This is a genomic window from Bradyrhizobium sp. AUGA SZCCT0158 (assembly GCF_018130065.1).
GTDB lineage: Bacteria > Pseudomonadota > Alphaproteobacteria > Rhizobiales > Xanthobacteraceae > Bradyrhizobium.
In genome coordinates this window covers 295808-314652 of the sequence record NZ_JAFCME010000002.1, presented here as the reverse complement: position 1 = coordinate 314652, position 18845 = coordinate 295808, and the positions used below count along the sequence as shown (strand labels likewise).

The 18845-nt window shown below is 62.6% G+C and carries 18 protein-coding genes; 3 read left to right on the top strand and 15 right to left on the bottom strand.

Annotated features, from left to right (window positions below; genetic code table 11):
- Positions 1–42: 42 nt before the first annotated feature.
- Both JQ574_RS04310 and JQ574_RS04305 read right to left on the bottom strand, forming a co-directional pair.
- Positions 43–537 (bottom strand): VOC family protein, encoded by a 495-nt coding sequence (locus JQ574_RS04310; protein WP_212208896.1) that lies wholly within the window; start codon positions 535–537, stop codon positions 43–45.
- Positions 538–629: 92 nt separating this feature from the next.
- Positions 630–1175, bottom strand: coding sequence for a carboxymuconolactone decarboxylase family protein (locus JQ574_RS04305; RefSeq protein ID WP_212208895.1), 546 nt, complete (start codon positions 1173–1175; stop codon positions 630–632).
- A gap of 159 nt (positions 1176–1334) precedes the next feature.
- Here JQ574_RS04305 and JQ574_RS04300 point away from each other — a divergent pair, with 159 nt between their 5' ends.
- Both JQ574_RS04300 and JQ574_RS04295 read left to right on the top strand, forming a co-directional pair.
- Complete coding sequence (locus tag JQ574_RS04300; protein ID WP_212208894.1) at positions 1335–2519, top strand: acyl-CoA dehydrogenase family protein; 1185 nt, start codon at positions 1335–1337, stop codon at positions 2517–2519.
- A 139-nt stretch (positions 2520–2658) separates the two neighbouring features.
- On the top strand, positions 2659–3798 hold the full coding sequence (locus JQ574_RS04295) for an acyl-CoA dehydrogenase family protein (protein WP_212208893.1): 1140 nt from the start codon (positions 2659–2661) through the stop codon (positions 3796–3798).
- 163 nt (positions 3799–3961) lie between these two features.
- Here JQ574_RS04295 and JQ574_RS04290 read toward each other — a convergent pair whose 3' ends face one another.
- The 13 genes from JQ574_RS04290 to JQ574_RS04230 form a co-directional block, all read right to left on the bottom strand.
- On the bottom strand, positions 3962–5002 hold the full coding sequence (locus JQ574_RS04290) for an amino acid ABC transporter substrate-binding protein (protein ID WP_212208892.1): 1041 nt from the start codon (positions 5000–5002) through the stop codon (positions 3962–3964).
- A gap of 57 nt (positions 5003–5059) precedes the next feature.
- On the bottom strand, positions 5060–5659 hold the full coding sequence (locus JQ574_RS04285) for a L,D-transpeptidase (protein ID WP_212208891.1): 600 nt from the start codon (positions 5657–5659) through the stop codon (positions 5060–5062).
- A 262-nt stretch (positions 5660–5921) separates the two neighbouring features.
- Positions 5922–6077, bottom strand: a complete 156-nt coding sequence (locus JQ574_RS04280; RefSeq protein WP_212208890.1) for a DUF2474 domain-containing protein — start codon at positions 6075–6077, stop codon at positions 5922–5924.
- Positions 6077–7084: a cytochrome d ubiquinol oxidase subunit II gene (gene cydB, locus JQ574_RS04275; RefSeq protein ID WP_249119081.1), complete on the bottom strand. Its 1008-nt coding sequence runs from the start codon at positions 7082–7084 to the stop codon at positions 6077–6079. The genes JQ574_RS04280 and cydB overlap by 1 nt, the downstream gene beginning before the upstream one ends.
- The gene (locus JQ574_RS04270; protein ID WP_212208889.1) at positions 7081–8490 is read right to left on the bottom strand and encodes a cytochrome ubiquinol oxidase subunit I; all 1410 of its coding nucleotides are present in this window, start codon (positions 8488–8490) and stop codon (positions 7081–7083) included. The genes cydB and JQ574_RS04270 overlap by 4 nt, the downstream gene beginning before the upstream one ends.
- Before the next feature lie 87 nt (positions 8491–8577).
- On the bottom strand, positions 8578–9384 hold the full coding sequence (locus JQ574_RS04265; RefSeq protein ID WP_212208888.1) for a hypothetical protein: 807 nt from the start codon (positions 9382–9384) through the stop codon (positions 8578–8580).
- Between the two features lie 231 nt (positions 9385–9615).
- A complete protein-coding gene (locus JQ574_RS04260) occupies positions 9616–10095 on the bottom strand; it encodes a hypothetical protein (RefSeq protein WP_212208887.1) in 480 nt (159 codons plus the stop codon).
- A gap of 311 nt (positions 10096–10406) precedes the next feature.
- Positions 10407–10598, bottom strand: a complete 192-nt coding sequence (locus JQ574_RS04255; RefSeq protein ID WP_212208886.1) for a hypothetical protein — start codon at positions 10596–10598, stop codon at positions 10407–10409.
- Positions 10599–10772: 174 nt separating this feature from the next.
- Positions 10773–11384 carry a sigma-70 family RNA polymerase sigma factor gene (locus JQ574_RS04250; RefSeq protein WP_212208885.1) on the bottom strand — a complete coding sequence of 204 codons (612 nt, stop codon included), beginning with the start codon at positions 11382–11384 and terminating at the stop codon, positions 10773–10775.
- Between the two features lie 354 nt (positions 11385–11738).
- Positions 11739–12476, bottom strand: coding sequence for a response regulator (locus JQ574_RS04245; protein ID WP_212208884.1), 738 nt, complete (start codon positions 12474–12476; stop codon positions 11739–11741).
- Positions 12473–14218, bottom strand: a complete 1746-nt coding sequence (locus JQ574_RS04240) for a DUF3369 domain-containing protein (RefSeq protein WP_212208883.1) — start codon at positions 14216–14218, stop codon at positions 12473–12475. Before JQ574_RS04240 ends, JQ574_RS04245 begins: the two co-directional genes overlap by 4 nt.
- Positions 14188–16230, bottom strand: coding sequence for an ATP-binding protein (locus tag JQ574_RS04235; protein ID WP_312014610.1), 2043 nt, complete (start codon positions 16228–16230; stop codon positions 14188–14190). The genes JQ574_RS04240 and JQ574_RS04235 overlap by 31 nt, the downstream gene beginning before the upstream one ends.
- Positions 16231–16285: 55 nt before the next feature.
- The gene (locus tag JQ574_RS04230; protein ID WP_212208881.1) at positions 16286–17281 is read right to left on the bottom strand and encodes a TRAP transporter substrate-binding protein; all 996 of its coding nucleotides are present in this window, start codon (positions 17279–17281) and stop codon (positions 16286–16288) included.
- 226 nt (positions 17282–17507) lie between these two features.
- On the opposite strand from JQ574_RS04230, the gene ugpB reads away from it, so the two are divergent.
- Positions 17508–18821, top strand: coding sequence for a sn-glycerol-3-phosphate ABC transporter substrate-binding protein UgpB (gene ugpB, locus JQ574_RS04225; RefSeq protein ID WP_409363400.1), 1314 nt, complete (start codon positions 17508–17510; stop codon positions 18819–18821).
- Positions 18822–18845 lie beyond the last annotated feature (24 nt).

Below are 18845 nucleotides of genomic sequence, written 5' to 3'. Positions count from 1 at the left end.
GATGGATTGCTTCGCTTCGCTCGCAATGACGGTGGGACACGACTACGCCTCCCGCGCCCGCAACAGATCCTCGAGATCCAGCCGCTTCGTGAACATCGACAGCGAACCGTCGGCGGCGCGCGGCCATTCTTCCTTGGGCCGGTCCCGGTAAAGTTCGACGCCGTTCTCATCAGGGTCGCGCAGATAGAGCGCCTCGCTGACGCCGTGGTCGCTGGCGCCGTCGAGCGCAATGCCGGCCTGCATCACGCGATGCAGCGCGTCCGCCAGCGCCGGGCGCGTGGGGTAGAGGATCGCGGTGTGGAACAGCCCGGTGGTGCCCGGCGGCGGCGGATGGCCACCTTTGCTTTCCCAGGTGTTGAGGCCGATGTGATGATGATAGCCGCCGGCCGAGATGAACGCCGCGGCCGAGCCCATCCGCTGCATGATCTCAAAGCCGAGCACGCCGCAGTAAAACCCCAGCGCGCGTTCGAGATCGGCGACTTTCAGGTGAACATGCACGATCCGTGTGCCTGATATGATAGGCGTGTTGTCGGGCATGTCGATGCCTCCATTTGCCTTGCCGAGATTCTAAACTAGGGAGAAGCTGGGAGACGGGTACTGGCAATTCAGAAACCATGCGTTTCCAAATCTTATGCCAAGTCCGAAACTTCTCCATCCGGCAGTCCGAACTCAAACGTATTCAGCGTCATCGACACCATCGTGTAATAGCCGCACAGGCCGATGACCTCTGTCACGCCGCGCACCGTTAGCAATTCCACCGCCGCGTCATACAACGGCTTGGAGACGCCGTGCCCCTCATGCAATGACTTGGCGACGTCGTAGATCATCTGGCCCTTGGGGTCGTCGAAGGTGGGCGTGCGGCGGTCGCGGATGTCGTCGATGATCTTGGGGTCCATGCCGCCTTTCAGCGCCAGGCGCTTATGCGCGTACCATTCGTAATGCGAGGTCCAGTGCCGCGCGGTGACGAGGATCGCGATCTCGGAAAGCTTTGCCGGAAAGATCGTGTTGAAACGGAGTTGCTCGCCGAGCCGCGTGGCATGCTTGGCCATCTGCGGGCTGTTGAGCCAGGCCATCATCGGCGCCGGCGGCGCGCCGCGCTTGCCGGCAATCGACTCGTCGTAGGTCTCTTTTTGGTCGGGGCTCATTTCGCCAGGCGAAAGCAACTTCAGCCGCATGTCGGTTTCCTCTTGTTTTTCAATCGTTGCCGCCCCTGCGATACACCCGATCCCGGCGCGTGACTACGGCAGTCCGCGCATGGTGCGGCGCAGAGAGATGTTGAATTCCGCGATGCGGCGACTAAGGTCGTTTCAACTCGCCCCATATGGAAACGCACCATGTCCGATCCTGATCAATTCCGCCGTGAAACCCGCGCCTGGCTCGAGGCCAATTGCCCGCCAGAAATGCGCAAGCCCATGACGTCCGAAGGCGACACGTACTGGGGCGGCCGCAACGCCAAATTCTCTTCCGAGCCGCAGCGCGTCTGGTTCGAACGGATGCGCGACAAGGGCTGGACCGTGCCCGACTGGCCAAAGGAATATGGCGGCGGAGGGCTCGATCGCGCCGAGCACAAGGTGCTGCGCGAGGAAATGGCGGCGATGGGCGCGCGTTCGCCGCTGTCGAGTTTTGGTATCTGGATGCTCGGGCCGGCGCTGCTGAAATACGGCAACGAGGCGCAGAAGAAGGAGCATCTCCCGAAGATCGCCGCGGGCCTGATCCGTTGGTGCCAAGGCTACTCCGAACCGAACGCCGGATCGGACCTTGCCTCGCTGCAGACCCGCGCCGAGAGCGACGGCGATGATTTCGTCATCACCGGCCAGAAGATTTGGACGTCGTATGCCAATTACGCCGACTGGATTTTTTGCCTGGTGCGTACGGACGCGTCAGCCAAGAAGCATGACGGCATCAGCTTTATTCTGTTCGACATGACGTCGAAGGGCGTCACAACAAAACCGATCTTGCTGATCTCCGGCTACTCGCCGTTCTGCGAAACCTTCTTCGATGGGGTGCGGGTGCCGAAATCGCATGTGGTCGGCACAGTCAACCGCGGCTGGGATGTGGCGAAATATCTGCTGCAGCACGAGCGCGCGATGATCTCGGGCATGGGCGAGCGCGGCGTCGGCCGGCCGCTCGGCCAGGTCGCGGCCGACTCGGTCGGCAGCGACGAGCAGGGCCGGCTCGACGATGCGATGCTGCGCGGCCAGATCTCGACCTTCGAGATCGATGAGGCGGCGCTGTCGGCGGCAGCGGAACGCGCGGTTGATCTCGCCAAAGCCGGCCAGTCGCATCCGGCGTTTTCCTCGGCGATGAAATATTACGGCACCGAGCTCAACAAGCGCCGCTACGAAATCCTGATGTCGGCCGGCGGCGTCGACGCGCTGGAATGGGAAAGCGAGCGCTCCAAAGGCGGCGCTCGCCCGCGCGCCTGGCTGCGCACCAAGGCCAACTCGATCGAAGGCGGCACGTCAGAGGTGATGCTCGGCATCGTCGCCAAGCGCATCCTCGATCTGCCGGGGGCGTGAGACGCTAACTGACGCCGTCATTCCGGGGCACGCGAAGCGTGAACCCGGAATCTCGAGGTTCCGGGTTCGCCGCTTCGCGCCGCCCCGGAACGACGATCTCAAAGATACTCGTTCGAAACACTTAGACCGGAACTCCTCCATGGCACTCGTCCTCACCGAAGAACAATCCATGCTGCGCGACAGCGCGCGCGGCCTTATCAGCGACAAGGCGCCGGTGTCGCATCTGCGCAGCTTGCGCGATACGAAGGACGCTACGGGATTTTCCCGCGAGCTCTGGAAGGCGTTTGCCGAGATGGGCTTTTCGGGCCTGCTGGTGCCTGAGAATTTCGGCGGCAGCGCCTTAGGCGCCGTCGAGGCCGGCGTGGTGATGGAGGAAATCGGCCGCACGCTGATGCCGTCACCGTTCCTGTCGACCGCCGTACTTGCGGCCTCCGCACTGACGCGCGGCGGCAGCGACGCGCAAAAGGCCGCGCATCTGCCCAAAATTTCGGACGGCTCGCTGCTCGCGACGCTCGCGATCGACGAGGGCGCCAAGCATCGCCCGCTGCAGACCAAGCTGCAGGCCGTGCGCTCCGGCAACGGCTTCAAGCTGAGTGGTGCAAAAGCCTTTGTTGTCGACGGCCACACCGCCGATCTCCTGATCGTCGCGGCGCGCACCGCTGGCTCCGCCGGCGAGCGCAACGGGCTGACGCTGTTCCTGGTCGATCCCAAGTCCAAGGGTCTCGCCGTGGAACGCACCGCGATGGTGGATTCGCACAATGCGGCGCGCATCGAATTCGACAATGTCGAGGTCAACGCCGACAGCGTGCTCGGCGAGGTTGATCAGGGCGGGGCATTGCTCGAAGGCGTGCTCAATATCGGCCGCGGCGCGGTCGCCTCCGAAATGGTGGGCCTCAGTGAAGAGGTGTTCGGCCGAACCGTGACCTATCTGAAAGAGCGCAAGCAATTTGGAAAACTGATCGGCGAATTCCAGGCGCTGCAGCACCGCGCCGCCGAACTCTATATCGATATCGAGATCACCCGCGCCGCCGTGCTGAAGGCGCTGCAGACGCTGGACGGCGATTTTGCCAACGCCAGTGCCGCGGTTGCGGTTGCAAAGGCACGCGCCGGGACCACCGCGACGCGGGCGGTACAGGAAGGCGTGCAGATGCATGGCGGCATGGGCATGACCGACCAGTTCGACATCGGCTTCTTCATGAAGCGCGCCCGGGTCTGTCAGGAATTGTTCGGCGACAGCAATTACCACGCCGATCAGCTGGCGCGGATGAAGAGTTATTGAGCTGCGCCTGCCGCGACATTGGCGGTGTCATCGCCCGGCTTGACCGGGCGACCCAGTACGCCGCGGCAGTCGTGATTGATCCGAAACGTCCCCGCGTACTGGATCACCCGCTTTCGCGGGTGACGACAGAGAGTGTGTGGCTACGTTCGCCGGCTTTCGGCCGTCACCGGATCGGCGGCGCGTACTGGATGCCGCCGTTGCTCCAGAGCGAGTTCAGTCCGCGCGGGATCTTCAGCTTGGATTCGGCGCCGACATTGCGGTCGTAGATCTCGCCGTAATTGCCGACGTGGCGGATAATGCGGGCGGCCCAGTCCTTGGAGAGGCCGAGGTCTTCGCCGTAGGCGCCTTCGGTGCCGACCAGCCGCATCACGTCCGGCTTCTTCGACTTCAGCGCCTCGTCGATGTTCTTGGAGGTGATGCCGAGTTCCTCGGCGTTGATCATCGCGTACAGCGTCCATTTCACGATCATCATCCAGTCGTCGTCGCGCTGCCGCACCACGGGCGCCAGCGGCTCCTTCGAGATGACGTCGGGCAGGATGGTGTGATCGTCCGGCTTGGAGAGGTTGATGCGTAGCGCGTAGAGCTGTGAGACGTCGGCGGTCAGGGTGTCGCACTTGCCTTCATTATAGGCTTTGACGACATCCTCCAGCTTGGCGAATTTCATCTCCGTGAATTTCATGTTGTTGGCGCGGAAATAATCCGCGACGTTGAGCACCGTGGTGGTGCCTTCCTGCACGCAGATCTTGCTGTTGTTCAGGTCCAGCGCGGAATCGATCTTGCGCGAGGCCGGCAGCATAAAGCCTTCACCGTCATAATAGGCGACGGCCGGGAAATAGAGAGCGTTGTTGACCTCGCGCGACATGCTCCAGGTGGAATTGCGCGACAGAATGTCGACCTTGCGGCTCGACAGCTCCTTGAAGCGCTCGCTGGCGTCGAGGGGAATGAACTTCGCCTTCTTCGGATCGTCGAAGATCGCCGCCGCCACCGCGCGGCAGAAATCGACGTCGAAGCCGGTCCAGTCTCCCTTGTCGTCGGGGATCGAGAAGCCGGGCAGGCCCTTGTTGACGCCGCACAGCAGTTCGCCGCGCTTGAGCGTCCGCTTCAGGGTCTTGGTGTCATAGCGTTCATATGTGATTGCGCCAGCCGCGACCGCAGTTGCGACCGCCAGCCCAATGAGGAGGCCGCCTCGAAAATTACGTAGCATTTTTTAACTCACCAATTTCAGGGAAATGGATCTGCGGAAGAGACGGTACCGTTGCAATTACAGTTCGGGCTTCTGCCGGATGATCACCTTGGTGCCGACCGGGACGCGCTCATAGAGATCGGCGACGTCGGCGTTGACGAGCCGGAAGCAGCCGGAGGAGACGGCGGTGCCGATGGTGTCGGGGCGGTTGGTGCCATGAATGCGGTAGACGGTGGTGCCGAGATACATCGCCCGCGCGCCGAGCGGGTTACCCGGGCCGCCGGCCATGAAGCGCGGCAGGTAGGGCTGGCGTTGAATCATTTCCGGCGGCGGCGTCCAGTCCGGCCATTCCGCCTTGCGCGTGATGTTGACGAGTCCCTGCCACGTGAAACCCTCGCGGCCGACGCCGATGCCGTAGCGCAGCGCGCGGCCGCCGCCCTGGATCAGATAGAGATGGCGCTCGGCCGTGACCACGATGATGGTGCCCGGCGCTTCGTTGGTGCGGTAGAGCACCGCCGTCTTCCTGAACTGCGGATCGAGCTGGACGGATTCGTCGGCGATCAGTCCCGGCTGGTCACCCACATCGGGCTGGCGCAGCTGCGCATTGCTCTGCGAGGCTGAAAGGATCAGACCGCTCGTTGCGATCATCATCCAGATCAGGTGCCGAAACTTCGTCATTGCGGAGCTCTCCTTGTTGGCGCGTTGGCCAATTGGTTGGCGTTCTAAAGCATGATCCGGAAAAGTGTGAAGCGGTTTTCCGAAAAGATCATGCGCAAACAAAGAAACCAAAGCGCGATGACTAGCGCGCTTTGGCCAAATCAGCGGAACTATCAAATCTCAGGGCCAGCTTGATGGCAAGTTTAGGGCGGCAGGGCCGGTATCTTGCTGGAATGGCTTCTATTTTCTGATATCACAATCGCCGGTGATTGTGGCAAAGGCGTCATTTCGGCGCGATCCAGAGCCGCAGGCCGTACGAGATCAGCGTCACCGTGCCAACGCCGCCGAGCCACAGCGCGGCAAACCAGAGCAGGCGTTGCGTCAGCGGCCGCGGTGTCGGCTCGCTGGAGCTTTTTTCGCTGGAGAACACTTTGGCCATCAGTGATAGCCGCTTTCGGCTTTGACCTTGCCGCGGAACACCCAATAGGCCCACGCGGTGTAGCCGAGGATCAGCGGTATCAGTATGGCGACGCCGACCAGCATGAACAGCTGGCTGTTTTCAGGCGAGGCCGCCTGCCAGATCGTGATGCTCTGCGGCACGATGTAAGGGTACATGCTGATGCCGAGCCCGGCATAGGACAGCGCGAACAGCGCCAGCGTCAGGAAGAACGGCTGGTAGTCATACTTGTTGGCGAGGCTGCGCAGCAGCATCACGGTGACGGCGGCCACCGCGACCGGCACCGGCGCGGTGAGGATGATGTTGGGCCAGGCAAACCAGCGATGGGTATACTGCACATGCAGGAACGGCGTTGCAATGCTGACGATGCCGATGGCACACAGCATCGCGACCAGCAGCAGCCAGCTCAGCTGATAGGCGCGGTCGCGCAATTCGCCTTCGGTCTTCATGACAAGCCAGGTCGAGCCGAGCAGCGCATAGCCGATCACGAGCGCGACGCCGGTCAGGATGCTGAACGGCGTCAGCCAGTCCCACCAGCCGCCGGCATAATGTCGCCCCGAGACCTGAATGCCCTGCAGGATGGCGCCGAGCGCGATGCCCTGCGCCAGCGTCGCCAGCAGCGAGCCGCCGGCAAACGCAATGTCCCAGCGGTTGCGTTCGCGCGTGGTGCGCCAGCGGAATTCAAAGGCGACGCCGCGGAATACCAGCCCGAGCAGCATCACGATCATCGGCGTGTAGAGCGCCGGCATCAGCACGGCATAGGCCAGCGGGAACGCCGCCATCAGGCCGCCGCCGCCGAGCACCAGCCAGGTCTCGTTGCCGTCCCAGACCGGGGCGACGCTGTTCATGATGACGTCGCGGTCTTCCTTCTTCGGAAACAGCGGAAACAGGATGCCGAGGCCGAGATCGAAGCCGTCCATCACGACATAGACGAAAACCGCAAAGGCGATGATGAAGGCCCAGATGGTCGGAAGGTCGATGGCTATCATCGGATCGCTCCCTCGGCGGCGACGCCGGCGGCCGGCGTGATGCCGGCGGCACGGGCAGGGACGTCGCTGCGCGGACCTTCCTCGCCGTGATGCGGCGGCTGTGCCATCAGGCGCAGGAGGTAGATCACGCCGGCGGTGAACACCACGAAATAGACGATGATGAAGGCGATCAGCGACGAGGCGACCGCGGGCGCCGCCAGCGGCGACGCCGAATCCACGGTTCGTAGCAATCCATACACCGTGAACGGCTGACGCCCGGTCTCGGTGGTGATCCAGCCCGCCAGGACCGCGATGAACCCCGACGGAGCCATCGCGACCGCAAAGATGTGCAGCAGGCGCGAATTGTACAGCGTGCCGCGGAAGCGCATCAGCAGGCTGAGGAGGCCGAGCCCCACCATCAGCAATCCCATGCCGACCATGATCCGGAACGACCAGAAGGTGATCGGCACCGGCGGCCAGTTTTCGCGCGGCACGGTGTCGAGGCCGGCCATCGGCGCGTCGAGGGAATGTTTGAGGATCAGCGAGCCGAGTTTGGGGACTTCGATCGCGTAATCCATCCTGCCCGCGGCCTGATTGGGCCAGCCGAACAGGATCAGCGGCGCGCCGTCCTTGTGGCTCTGGAAATGGCCTTCCATCGCCATGATCTTCACCGGCTGATGCTCCAGCGTGTTGAGCCCGTGCTGGTCGCCGGCGAGAATCTGGAGCGGGGCGACGATCGTCGCCATCCACATCGCCATTGAGAACATCACCCGCGGGCCGGCCAGGTGCGGGTCGCGCAGCAGATGCCAGGCGCCGACCGCGCCGACCACCAACGCGGTGGTCAGGTACGCCGCCAGCACCATATGCACGAGCCGGTAAGGGAATGACGGATTGAAGATCACCTTGAACCAGTCGACGGCGATGAACTGGCCTTCAGCATTGAGGGCGTGACCTGTGGGCGTCTGCATCCAGGAATTGGCCGACAGAATCCAGAACGCCGAAATCAGCGTGCCGACCGCAACCATCAAGGTTGCGAAAAAATGCAGTTTTGGGCCGACACGATCGAGGCCGAACAGCATCACGCCGAGGAAGCCCGCCTCGAGGAAGAACGCCGTCAGCACCTCATAGGCCATCAGCGGGCCGATCACCGGGCCGGTCTTGTCGGAGAAGGCCGACCAGTTGGTGCCGAACTGGTAGGACATCACGATGCCCGACACCACGCCCATGCCGAAGGCGACGGCGAAAATTTTCAGCCAATAATTGAACAGGTTGATGAAAACCTCACGTCCGGTCCACAGCCACAGCGCCTCAAGCACCGCGAGATAGCTGGCGAGCCCGATCGAGAAGGCCGGGAATATGATGTGGAACGACATCGTGAAGGCAAACTGCGCCCGGGCCAATACAACGGCATCCCAGCCTTCGAACATCGGCACCACCTGTCGCAGCTAACCCTGGCGTGAATCCTATCATGCCCGATGCGAGAACAGTACCGCGGCTTTTGCAGCAGAGGTCCTCTATCCGGACAATGTTCCGGCATCCGGAGGAGTATTGAGACGCCGAATGATTTCTGCGCGCACGGCACGTGCCGCATTTTCGTCGTGCTTTGTCGGGCTGCAGAAGGTCTGGCCCGTGTGCAACCGAATGCTGATGGTGCTGGTGCGGTCCTTGGAATCGGGCTCGTCGACCTCGATCGCTGCGACGTCATCTGTTCGGATCGTCTCGGCGGATGGCTTACCGCTTAACGCAATCCGCTCGATACGGATCTCGCCTTGCCGAATGGTCCAGCACGCGCCGGCTAATCGGTGCGCGTGGCGGTAGAGTGCAAAGGCAGCGAGAAAGCCGAGCGGCAAGAGCAATCCGAGCGCCATCTCCCACTCACCGATCCAGAATGCGATGAGGAACGGCAGAGCGCACAGGCCGGCCACAACCGGCACGGCGATTCGAATCACGCGGCCCAGATCGGGGTTGACCGGCGAGCCAAGGATGATCTCGGCGTTGCCGGCCTCGAGCGGGTTGTCGATGGGCGCGGCATCGGGAAGACCGAGCAATCCCGTAACCGTTGCGGTGGTTTCGTTGACGCGCGTGATGTCCGGCAGCGGTGGCGAGATCAAGACACCTCCGGAGGCCAACCTGCACACCAGGCTGAAACTCGCTGGGTAGCTGAACCTGTTCTTGCGGACGCGGACCTCTGCGATGTCGTGATGGCTGATCATTCGCTTGTGCACCTTGCCAAGCGGACGCTGCTCGCCGATCAGGATGCCGTCTTGCGTGATGATCCAGGCCACATTGCGTTCAAGAGCGGCAACGCCGATCAGGAACAATCCGAGCGGCACGACCCAGAGTGCAGGAATGAACGGTCGGCCGCCCGAGGCCCAGGTAAGCAGGCCCGGGACAATAATCAGAAGAATTACAACGCCGGAGCCCGCCTGGACAAATCGTTCCCTGAGCGAGGATCCCTTGCGCAGCCGAACTTCATCCGGGTTTGCCGCCGCATCCATTGTCAGCGGCTAACATCATGAGCGGCTCGATCGCGTCAAGCAGGAAGTGCAACATTACTCGATCACGATCTCGCCGGTCATGCCGAGATCGGCGTGGGTCTTGCCTTCAGCGCCCTTGATGTCGCAGCGCAGATCGGTGGCGCGGCCGGCGGCGACCGGTACCAGCCACCATTCGGCGGATTGCCCCGGATAAACCTCGATCTCGCGCATCGCGCCCTTGAACTCGGCGAGCGTAACGGTCTTGCCGTCGCGCTGTTGCGTGACCTGCACCTTTCGCGTCCACACCATCGCTGAGAAGGCGTGCGAGGTGAAATAATGCGGATCGTTGCTGTCGTTGCGCAGGATCAATTTGTAGAGCTTGCCGGTCTCGAACTTCAGTTGCTTCGGCGCGAATTCATGCTTGCCCGGCGAGCCCAATGTGACGGTGAGCTCGATCGGCGTTTGCCGCGACAAATCGCCGGCCGCGATCGCCGCCCCCGAGACAAGGCCGAGCAAAACAGACGCGCCAGTGGCTGCGCGAAACGAGACGAACATGGATGGCCTCCCCTGCGTTCCGGACAGGGGCCGGAAACTGCTTGATGGTAATGCAAGTGCGAATTAGTTGCAAATAAATCACGAGCGGTATCCAAGTCCGGATGAAGAGGGGTCCGCTTTACTTTGCATGGGGTTGTTTTCGAGATTTTAGTCCAGGCCCCGTCCCGGACGTTGGAGCGCCGCCAACTGGCTCTTGGCGCGGCGCGTTGGCCGGACCCCCAAATACAGAGCGACCCGGCTGGGGGGCATCCCGGCCGGGTCGTTGGAGGTTCTTGGGAGGTTAAGCCTTGGTCGGTCGTCAGAAACTTGGTTTAGCGAACGACGTCCGGGATCACACAGACCTCGGCGGCGCTCTTGGTGCTGCAATCGACCACTTGTTCGCGCACGAACATCGAACCGGTATCGCGCTGGGCGCGAGGGCTGACATTTTGAGCGGACAGCGAAGCAAGGGTAGCGACTGCGCCGAGCGGGACGATGAAGAAGCGGAAGGACGGCTTCAGCATGTTCGATCTCCTGTTCGGCGTTGGGTTGCGTTGCTGATGATAGGTATAGGGGCAGAGTTTTTCCGGGTGATGTCGCCAATTGTTTCATTTGTTTCGTCGCCTTTAATCTTTGGCTTCGAAATCGACCCGGTTTCCGCTCCCAATACCTATCTAACCGACTGAATAACCTGCGATTTATGCGGCGATGCTGTCCACGCCAGCGACCTTAAGCAAGTCGGCCAATTGTTTGCGGGCATAGAACATCCGGGTCTTCACCGTGCTCTGGGGAATACCGATGATCGCGCCGGCCTCTTCCACCGACTTCTCGTGGTAGTAGACCAGGTTGATGATCTCGCGGTGCGCCGGCGACAGCTTGGCGACGCAGGCGCGCAGGATGGCGCTGGTGTTGCTGCGGTCGAGCGACGCTTCCGGGGTGTCGGCCTCGTCGGCGATCTCGAGCACGTCGTCCTGATCGATGTCCTCATGCTTGCGCTGGCGCAGCGCGGTCAGCGCCTTGAAGCGGGCGATCGACAGCAACCAGGTCGAAACCTGGGAGCGGCCTTCGAACTGGCTGGCGGTGCGCCACACGTCCAGAAACACCTGGCTGACGAGGTCTTCCGCCATCGTGGTATCGCGCACCATGCGCAGGATGAAGCGGTAAACCCGTACGTGATGCCGGGAATAAAGCACGTGCATCGCCGTGCGGTTGCCCTTGGCAATGCTCTCCAGCAGCGATTCGTCCGATGTAGCGCGGGCATCGGCAATGTGCTTGCGGGCTGCAGCGTTGATGGCAATCACGTTCGGCATGACAAACTCCCAGTTCACCGCTTGGCGGCGTGTCGTTGGGAGATTTCTAGTTAATCAACGTTTCGGGATGTCTGCACCGAAAGAGGAAAATGGTTTCGTGCCGGGGAGAATTGTTTCGTCGGGGCCGCCGCGACGAAACATTCGGGCCGAAAATAACAATAATTTCAATGTGCGGAAAATGGGAGGATTTCAGATCGAAAATCGTTCCGCGGGACCCACAAATCGATCGTCGTCCCGGCCTTGAGCCGGGACCCATAACCACAGGGCGTTGTTGTTTGGCGAGGTCACTACCACAGCACGCCAACACGACCGCTGCGGCGTGGGTCCCGGCTCAAGGCCGGGACGACATGGATGCTAACCCTTTTCGCCGGTCGGCGAGAACAGATAACCGCCGCCGCGGATGGTGCGGATGACAGCGGGCTTGGTCGGGTCGATCTCGATCTTGCGCCGGATCCGCATGATGCGGAGGTCGACCGCACGGTCGAAGGCTTCGGCGTCGCGCGCATTCGCCAGCTCCAGCAGCCGCTCGCGCGACAGCACCCGCTTTGGGTTGGCCGCGAACACTTTCAACAGGCCGAATTCGGACGCGGTGAGCGGATGCTCGTTGCCCTCGTCGTCGCGCAGGGCCTGGGCTTCGAGATCGAGCCATTTGGTGCCGAACCGCACCAACTGTTCCTTTTCCGCCTTGGCGCCGGCGGCCTCGGGCGCCACCGCCTTGACCGGCGCGCTGCGGCGCAGCACCGAGCGGATGCGCGCCATCAATTCGCGCAGCTCGCAGGGCTTTGCAATGTAATCGTCGGCGCCTAGCTCGAGGCCAACGACGCGGTCGATCGGGCTTGCGGTCGCCGTCAGCATGATGACGGGGACATTGATGCGGCTTTTCAGGTCGCGGATGATCGAGAGTCCGTCTTCCTCGGGCATGTTGAGGTCGAGCACGACGAGATCGGGCACATTGGTCTCGATGACGCCGCGCAGGCTCTTGCCGCCGTCGCACAGCGTCACGGCGAAACCGTGCATCTTGAGGTAATCGCCGACCATTTCGCGGGCCGGCGCCTCGTCGTCGACGATGATGATGTGCTGGCTCTGGCTCATGGTGTCTCTGCTGCAGGCAGTGTAACCGTAAAGGTCGACCCCTGTCCGGGGCCGGGGCTATCCGCGGTCACATGGCCGCCATGCATGTCGATAATGCGTTTGACGATCGATAGACCGAGGCCGGTCGAGCTTTCGCCCGCGGTCGGCTTGGCCGACAGCCGCTGGAAACGGCCGAACAGCCGACCGAGATCCTCGGGCGACAGGCCCGCGCCCTCGTCCGTGATCCGGACGACGGTGTTATCCCCCTCATGGGTGACGCCGACCGTGATCTTGCCGCCGATCGGTGAATATTTGATGGCATTGCTGACCAGATTGTCGATCGCCTCGCGGATCCGGTCGACGTCGCACATGGTGACGAAATTCGGCGGTGCGGAGACGCTGATGGCCTGCTGCTTGTTGACCGCCGAGGGCAGATTGGCGTCGGTGACTTCGGCCACCAGGGCGCCGACGTCGACCGGCTCGCGGCGGATGGTGATGTCAAAGGCATCAGCCATCGCGTCCGAAATCAGATGATCGACCATCGAGGTCAGGCGCTTGGTGGCGTCGCGGATGTGGTCGACCTGCGCCGTGACGTTTTCCTTCGGCGAGCCGGCGCCGATCAGTTCGTTCAGCATTTCCGTGCGGCCGAGAATGACGCCGAGCGGATTTTTCAGGTCGTGGGCGACGGTGCCGAGGATTTCGTTTTTGAAGCCGTTGGCGCGCTGCAGCCGCAGCCACTGCGCCGAAAGCCGGCGGTTGGCCTGCATCAGCGCGCGGGTGCGCTGGGCGACGCGGTCTTCGAGCTGGGTATTGGCCGCGTGCAGCTGCTGGTAGAGGATCACATTGTCGAACGCGATCGACAGCCGGCTGGAGAAAATCTCGACCAGCGCGCGGTCGGTGTCGGAAAGCTGGCGTTCGGCCTGCAGCAGCACCACGACCTCGCGGCCGGAGCCGGTGCGCAGGTAAAGCACGCTGCGGTGGTCGGCGAACTCGTTCTTACGGCGCGTGAAGGCGTCTTCCACCATCTGCCGCAAATCCGGATCGAGCGACTTGGAGCTGGTGGTGCCGATGAAGCGACTGTAGCAGCCCGAGCCCGCCAGCACGGAGAATTCGCTGCCAGGGGCGCCGTCGTCGCGCAGCACCAGTATACCGGCGCAATCGACATTGAGCAGCGAAGCCAGTTGCGTCAGCACGCCTTCGGCGAGGCGCTGCATCGATTTGAAGTCGTACAGGGTCGAGGCGGCGTCGATGATGATTTCGAGCCCGCGCCTTGTCTGCACCATGCGCTCGAGCTGCTGGTAGCTGCGCAAGGCGGCGGTCAGCGAGGTGAACAGCTTGTCGGCGGTGAGCTCGGTCTTGGCCTTGTAATCGTTGATGTCGTACTGGACGATGACGCGGCGCTCCGGCGCCTGGCCGGGCTGGCCGGTGCGCAGGATGATGCGGACGGTCTCGTTCTTGATGTCGTTGCGGATGTACTCGACGAGGTCGAGGCCGGCGACGTCGGTTTCCATGATGACGTCGAGCAGCACGGCGGCGATATCGGGATTGTCGCGCATCAGGACGCGGCCTTCGGCCGCGGAATAGGCGGAGAGGATTTCCAGCGTGGCGCCGTGGAGGTTGTAGTCGCTCAGCGCAAACCGCGTGCCTTCATGCACCGCATGATCGTCGTCGATGACGGCGATCTTCCATTTGCGTGCAGACGAATCATCCGGGGCGGTTTCGGAATCGTCGATCAGGTGGAGGACATCGTCCTGTTCGGCCATTGAGGGGTTCCGTCGGCTGCTGTGTCTGTGATCGTGGGTCCGCTGGTTACAATTCCCTTGGCGACCTTAGGCATGATAATGCGGAAAGTGGTGCCTTGTCCTAGCCTTGACTCCAGCATCATCCGGCCGCCGAGCTGTTGAGTGACAAGATTATAGACGATATGCAAGCCCAGTCCGGTACCGCCCTCGTTGCGGCGCGTGGTAAAGAACGGATCGAACGCCTGCCGCTGGACGTCCGGCGTCATTCCGGCCCCATTATCGGCAAAAATGATTTCGACATCGTCACTGCCGCGGGCCCGTGCCGAAAGCGAGATCGCCCCGGAACGGCCGTCGGCGAAGGCATGATTGGCTGCGTTGAGGAAAAGATTGGTTAAAATCTGGCCGTAGGAGCCGGGATAGCCGTCGATCAACAGACCCTCCGGCACGTCGACCGACAGCGTAATCGTCGCCTTCTTCAACACCGGGCGCAGGCTCGCCACGATCTGATCGGTGGCCTCGCTGAGGCTGAATTGCCGGCGCTCGGCATGGGAGCGGTCCACCGCCACCTGCTTGAACGACTGGATCAGTTCGCCGGCACGGTGCAGATTGGCCACCAGTTGCCCGGCGGCGTCGCGCGAGCTCTTGACGAACTCGTCGAGCTTGGAGCGGCGCAGCGGCTCGGTGCGCAGCTCGGTCTCGAAGATATCAGCGCGGCGCGCGAAGCTCGATGCCACCGTCAGGCTGATCCCGATCGGGTTGTTGACCTCGTGGGCGACGCCGGCGACCAGGCCGCCCAGCGCCGCCAGCCGTTCGGCGTCGATCAGGTTCTGCTGGGCGGCATTGAGCTCGAGCAGCGCGCCCTCGGCCTTTTCCTTCGACGCGCGCAGCTCGTCCTCGGTCTTGCGTTTGGCGATGGCGTTTTCGCGGAACACCTCCACCGCGCGCGCCATCGCGCCGACCTCGTCCTTGGCTGACGTGCCCTGCACGGCGCGATCGTAATTGCCCGAGGTGATCGCGTGCATCGACGCCATGATCTGCTGCAGCGGCAGCCGGATCGAGAGCGCGATCAGGACACCCGCGGACAGGATGATGCCGAGGAAGATCACGGCGATCGACAACACCCGGCGCGAAATACCCGCCAGCGTGCGGTCGAAGGTTTCCTGCGCCTTTTGCTCGCGCTGGCGCATCTTCACGGACAGGCGGTCGATCACGCCGATCGCATCGGCCTGGCTGGCGTCGATGGTGTTGCGCAACAATTCGGTCCGGACCGCAAGCTGCTCGGTCAGCTTCGCCAGTCCCTCGCGCAGCGCCAGGGTTTTCGCATGCAGCCGCGTCAGCGCCATGCGCTGCAAATCATTGTCGGCGAGGTCGGACATGACAGGGATGGTCTTTTCGATCGTCTCGGTATTCCGCCGGGCGTCCTCGGCCGACGCCGACGCCAGCGAAAGGTAGTAGGCGTTGGCGGCGACCAGCATCCCGGTAAACGCCTCGCGGGATTTTCCGAGCGACGGCCAGATCAGCGCGTCGCGGTGCCCGGTGGCGCCCTCGATGATGGAATAGAGCCCGGCCATGTCCCTAGCCGGGCCCAGCACCTGCTGCTCATAGGTTTTCGCGATCGTCGCCTGCACCGCACGCAGTTCGCCGAAGCCGTTGAGGAAGCGGTCGGTGACCTGCTCGAGCTGCTCGACCGAGCCCGAAAGCATCGGGTCGTTCGAGGCGCGGTTGGTCAGTGTGCCGAGCACGGCTTCGCGCAGCAGCAGGATCTCCGCGAACAGTTCCGGGCTCGGCTGGTTGATGTAGCGATGGATCAGGTTCTGAAGCCGGCTGGTTTCGCTTTCGAGCAGCGCCAGGATCTTGTCGGATTCCCTGACGTGGCGGACATCTTCCCAGGCCGAACCGAGCACCTTGGCGCCGTTCCATATCAGCGCGGCCAGCACCACGACCACGGCGGAGTTCAAGGCCGCGATCGACAGGATGCGCCAGCGGATCGGGACCGCGCGCAGCACCTGGACGATGCGAATACGGCCGCGCACGGCGAGGCTCGCCGGCCGTTCCACTGATCCGTCCCGTTGCGAGGTTGCGGCCAACTCACTGCACCCCACGAATTCGTTCAATGAGCTGCGCCATCGCGGGGTTTTGCTGCGCCTTGGCGTAAATTCCCGCCATCGCCCCCTCGAGCGGCTTGCGGTCGAAATCGGTGACGATCTTGACGCCGGCGTCTTCCGCCTGCTTGCGCGAGCGCTCTTCGAGATCGCGCCATTTCCCGCGCATGAAGCGGCTCGAACGCATGGCGGCTTCGCGAAAGGCCTTCTGGTCCTCGGGCGACAGGCCAGACCACGCCTTTTTCGACATGACAAGCACTTCGGGGCTCATCGTATGTTCGGTGAGGGTGTAGAAGCCGGCGAATTTGTAGTGATCGGTGGTGACAAAGGACGGCCAGTTGTTCTCGGCGCCGTCGATCAATTTGGTGGAGAGCCCGGTCAGCACCTGACCGTAGGGCAGTGCGACCGGATCGGCGCCGAGCGAGCGGATCATCTCGACCATCTGCTCGGATTGCTGCACCCGAATCCGCAAGCCCTTGAGGTCGGCCATCGAGGTGACCGGACGGACGTGGTTGTAGATCGAACGGGCGCCGGAATCGTAGAACGCGAGGCCGACGAAGCCGTAAGGTTCGAAGCTGTCCAGGATCTCATTGCCGATTGGTCCATCCAGCACCTTCTGCAAATGCTCGATGGAGCGGAACAGAAACGGCATCGCCAGCACATTCATCGCCGGCACCATGGTCCCGATCAATGCGACGTTGGTACGATTGATATCGATGGCGCCTGCGCGGGTCTGCTCCAGGGTTTCCTTTTCCTCGCCGAGCTGGCGCGAATGGAACACCTTGATCTCGTGGCGGCCGCCGGTGCGTTCCGCAACCAGGCTGCCCATATAGTGCAGCGCCTGCACGGTCGGATAACTCTCGTTCTGGGTATCGGCGGCGCGAAATTCGCGCGCAAAAGCGCTCGTTGAGGCCGCTGTCAGGAACAACGCCAGAACAAGCATTATGGTCCGCGAAAGGTCGGCGCGGCGATACACAGGCAACAAATCCCCTTGTGAAGAAGTCTGCGGCGGGAAGAAAAGGTTCAATATTTTTTTAGCAGAAAGCGCCCACACTTGGCTATCCGGAGCCGCTGCAATCGTTAATTGTGCGCTGCGACGGCGGTAGTGGATTGAAACGTCTGGCGCGGGCATCTATGAGGGCGCAGCGCGCAGATTTGATCGCGGCCCTGACAAGCGGTTTTGGCAAAGTGATTCATCAGTGAAGTCGATCTTGAGGCTGTTTCAGTTCGTCGCGCTCGCACTCACCGTGCTGGTGTCTCCGGCGCAAGCGACCACCGAGATCATGTGGTGGCACGCGATGTCGGGTGAGCTCGGCAAGCAGCTGGAGAAGCTCGCGGCCGATTTCAACGCCTCGCAATCCGACTACCGGATCGTTCCGACCTACAAGGGCAATTACACCGAAACGGTTACGGCGGCGATCTTCGCCTTCCGTTCGCGCAGCCAGCCCGCCATCGTTCAGGTCAACGAGATCGCGACCGCGACCATGATGGCGGCAAAAGGCGCGATCTATCCGGTGTTCGAGTTGATGCGCGACCAGTCGGAGCCGTTCTCGCCGGCGGCCTATCTGCCGGCCGTCGCCGGCTATTATTCCGATGTCGCCGGCAACATGCTGTCGTTCCCGTTCAACGCCTCGACACCGATCCTCTACTACAACAAGGACCTCTTCCGCGCCGCCGGTCTCGATCCGGAAGTGGCACCGAAGACCTGGCCCGAGGTGGGGGCCGCGGCGAAGAAGCTGCGCACGGCCGGCGCGGTCTGCGGCCTGACCACCTCCTGGCCTTCCTGGATCAATGTCGAGAATTTTTCGGCATTCCATAACCTGCCGCTGGCGACCAAGGGCAATGGGTTTGGCGGTCTCGACGCCGAACTGACCTTCAACAATCCGACCGTGGTGCGCCACATCACGCAGCTGGCGGAATGGCAGACCACGAAAGTGTACGACTATAGCGGCCGCGGCCAGTCGGCCGAGCCGCGCTTCCAGAAGGGCGAGTGCGGAATCTTCATCGGCTCGTCGGCGACCCGCGCCGACATCAAGGCCAATTCGAAATTCGAGGTCGGCTACGGCTTGATGCCGTATTATCCCGACGTAAACGGCGCGCCGCAGAACACCATCATCGGCGGCGCGACCTTGTGGGTGCTGCGGGCCCGGCCACGCGATGAATATACCGGGGTCGCGAAGTTTTTCGCGTTTCTCTCGAAGCGGGAAGTTCAGGCGGCCTGGCACCAGAACACCGGCTACCTGCCGATCACCCGCGCCGCCTTCGATCTTTCACGGGCGCAGGGGTTCTATGATCGCAATCCCGGCGCGGCGATCTCGATCGAGCAGATGACCCTGAAGCCGCCGACCGAGCACTCCAAGGGAATCCGGCTTGGCTCGTTCGTGCTCATCCGCGACGCGATCGACGAGGAACTGGAGCAGGTCTTCAGTGGCAAGCGGCCCGCGCAAGCCGCCCTCGACCTCGCCGCCGAGCGCGGCAACCGTCTGCTGCGCCAGTTCGAGCGGGCGAATCCGGACCGATAGGACGCGTAGGGTTTCGACTTTTCC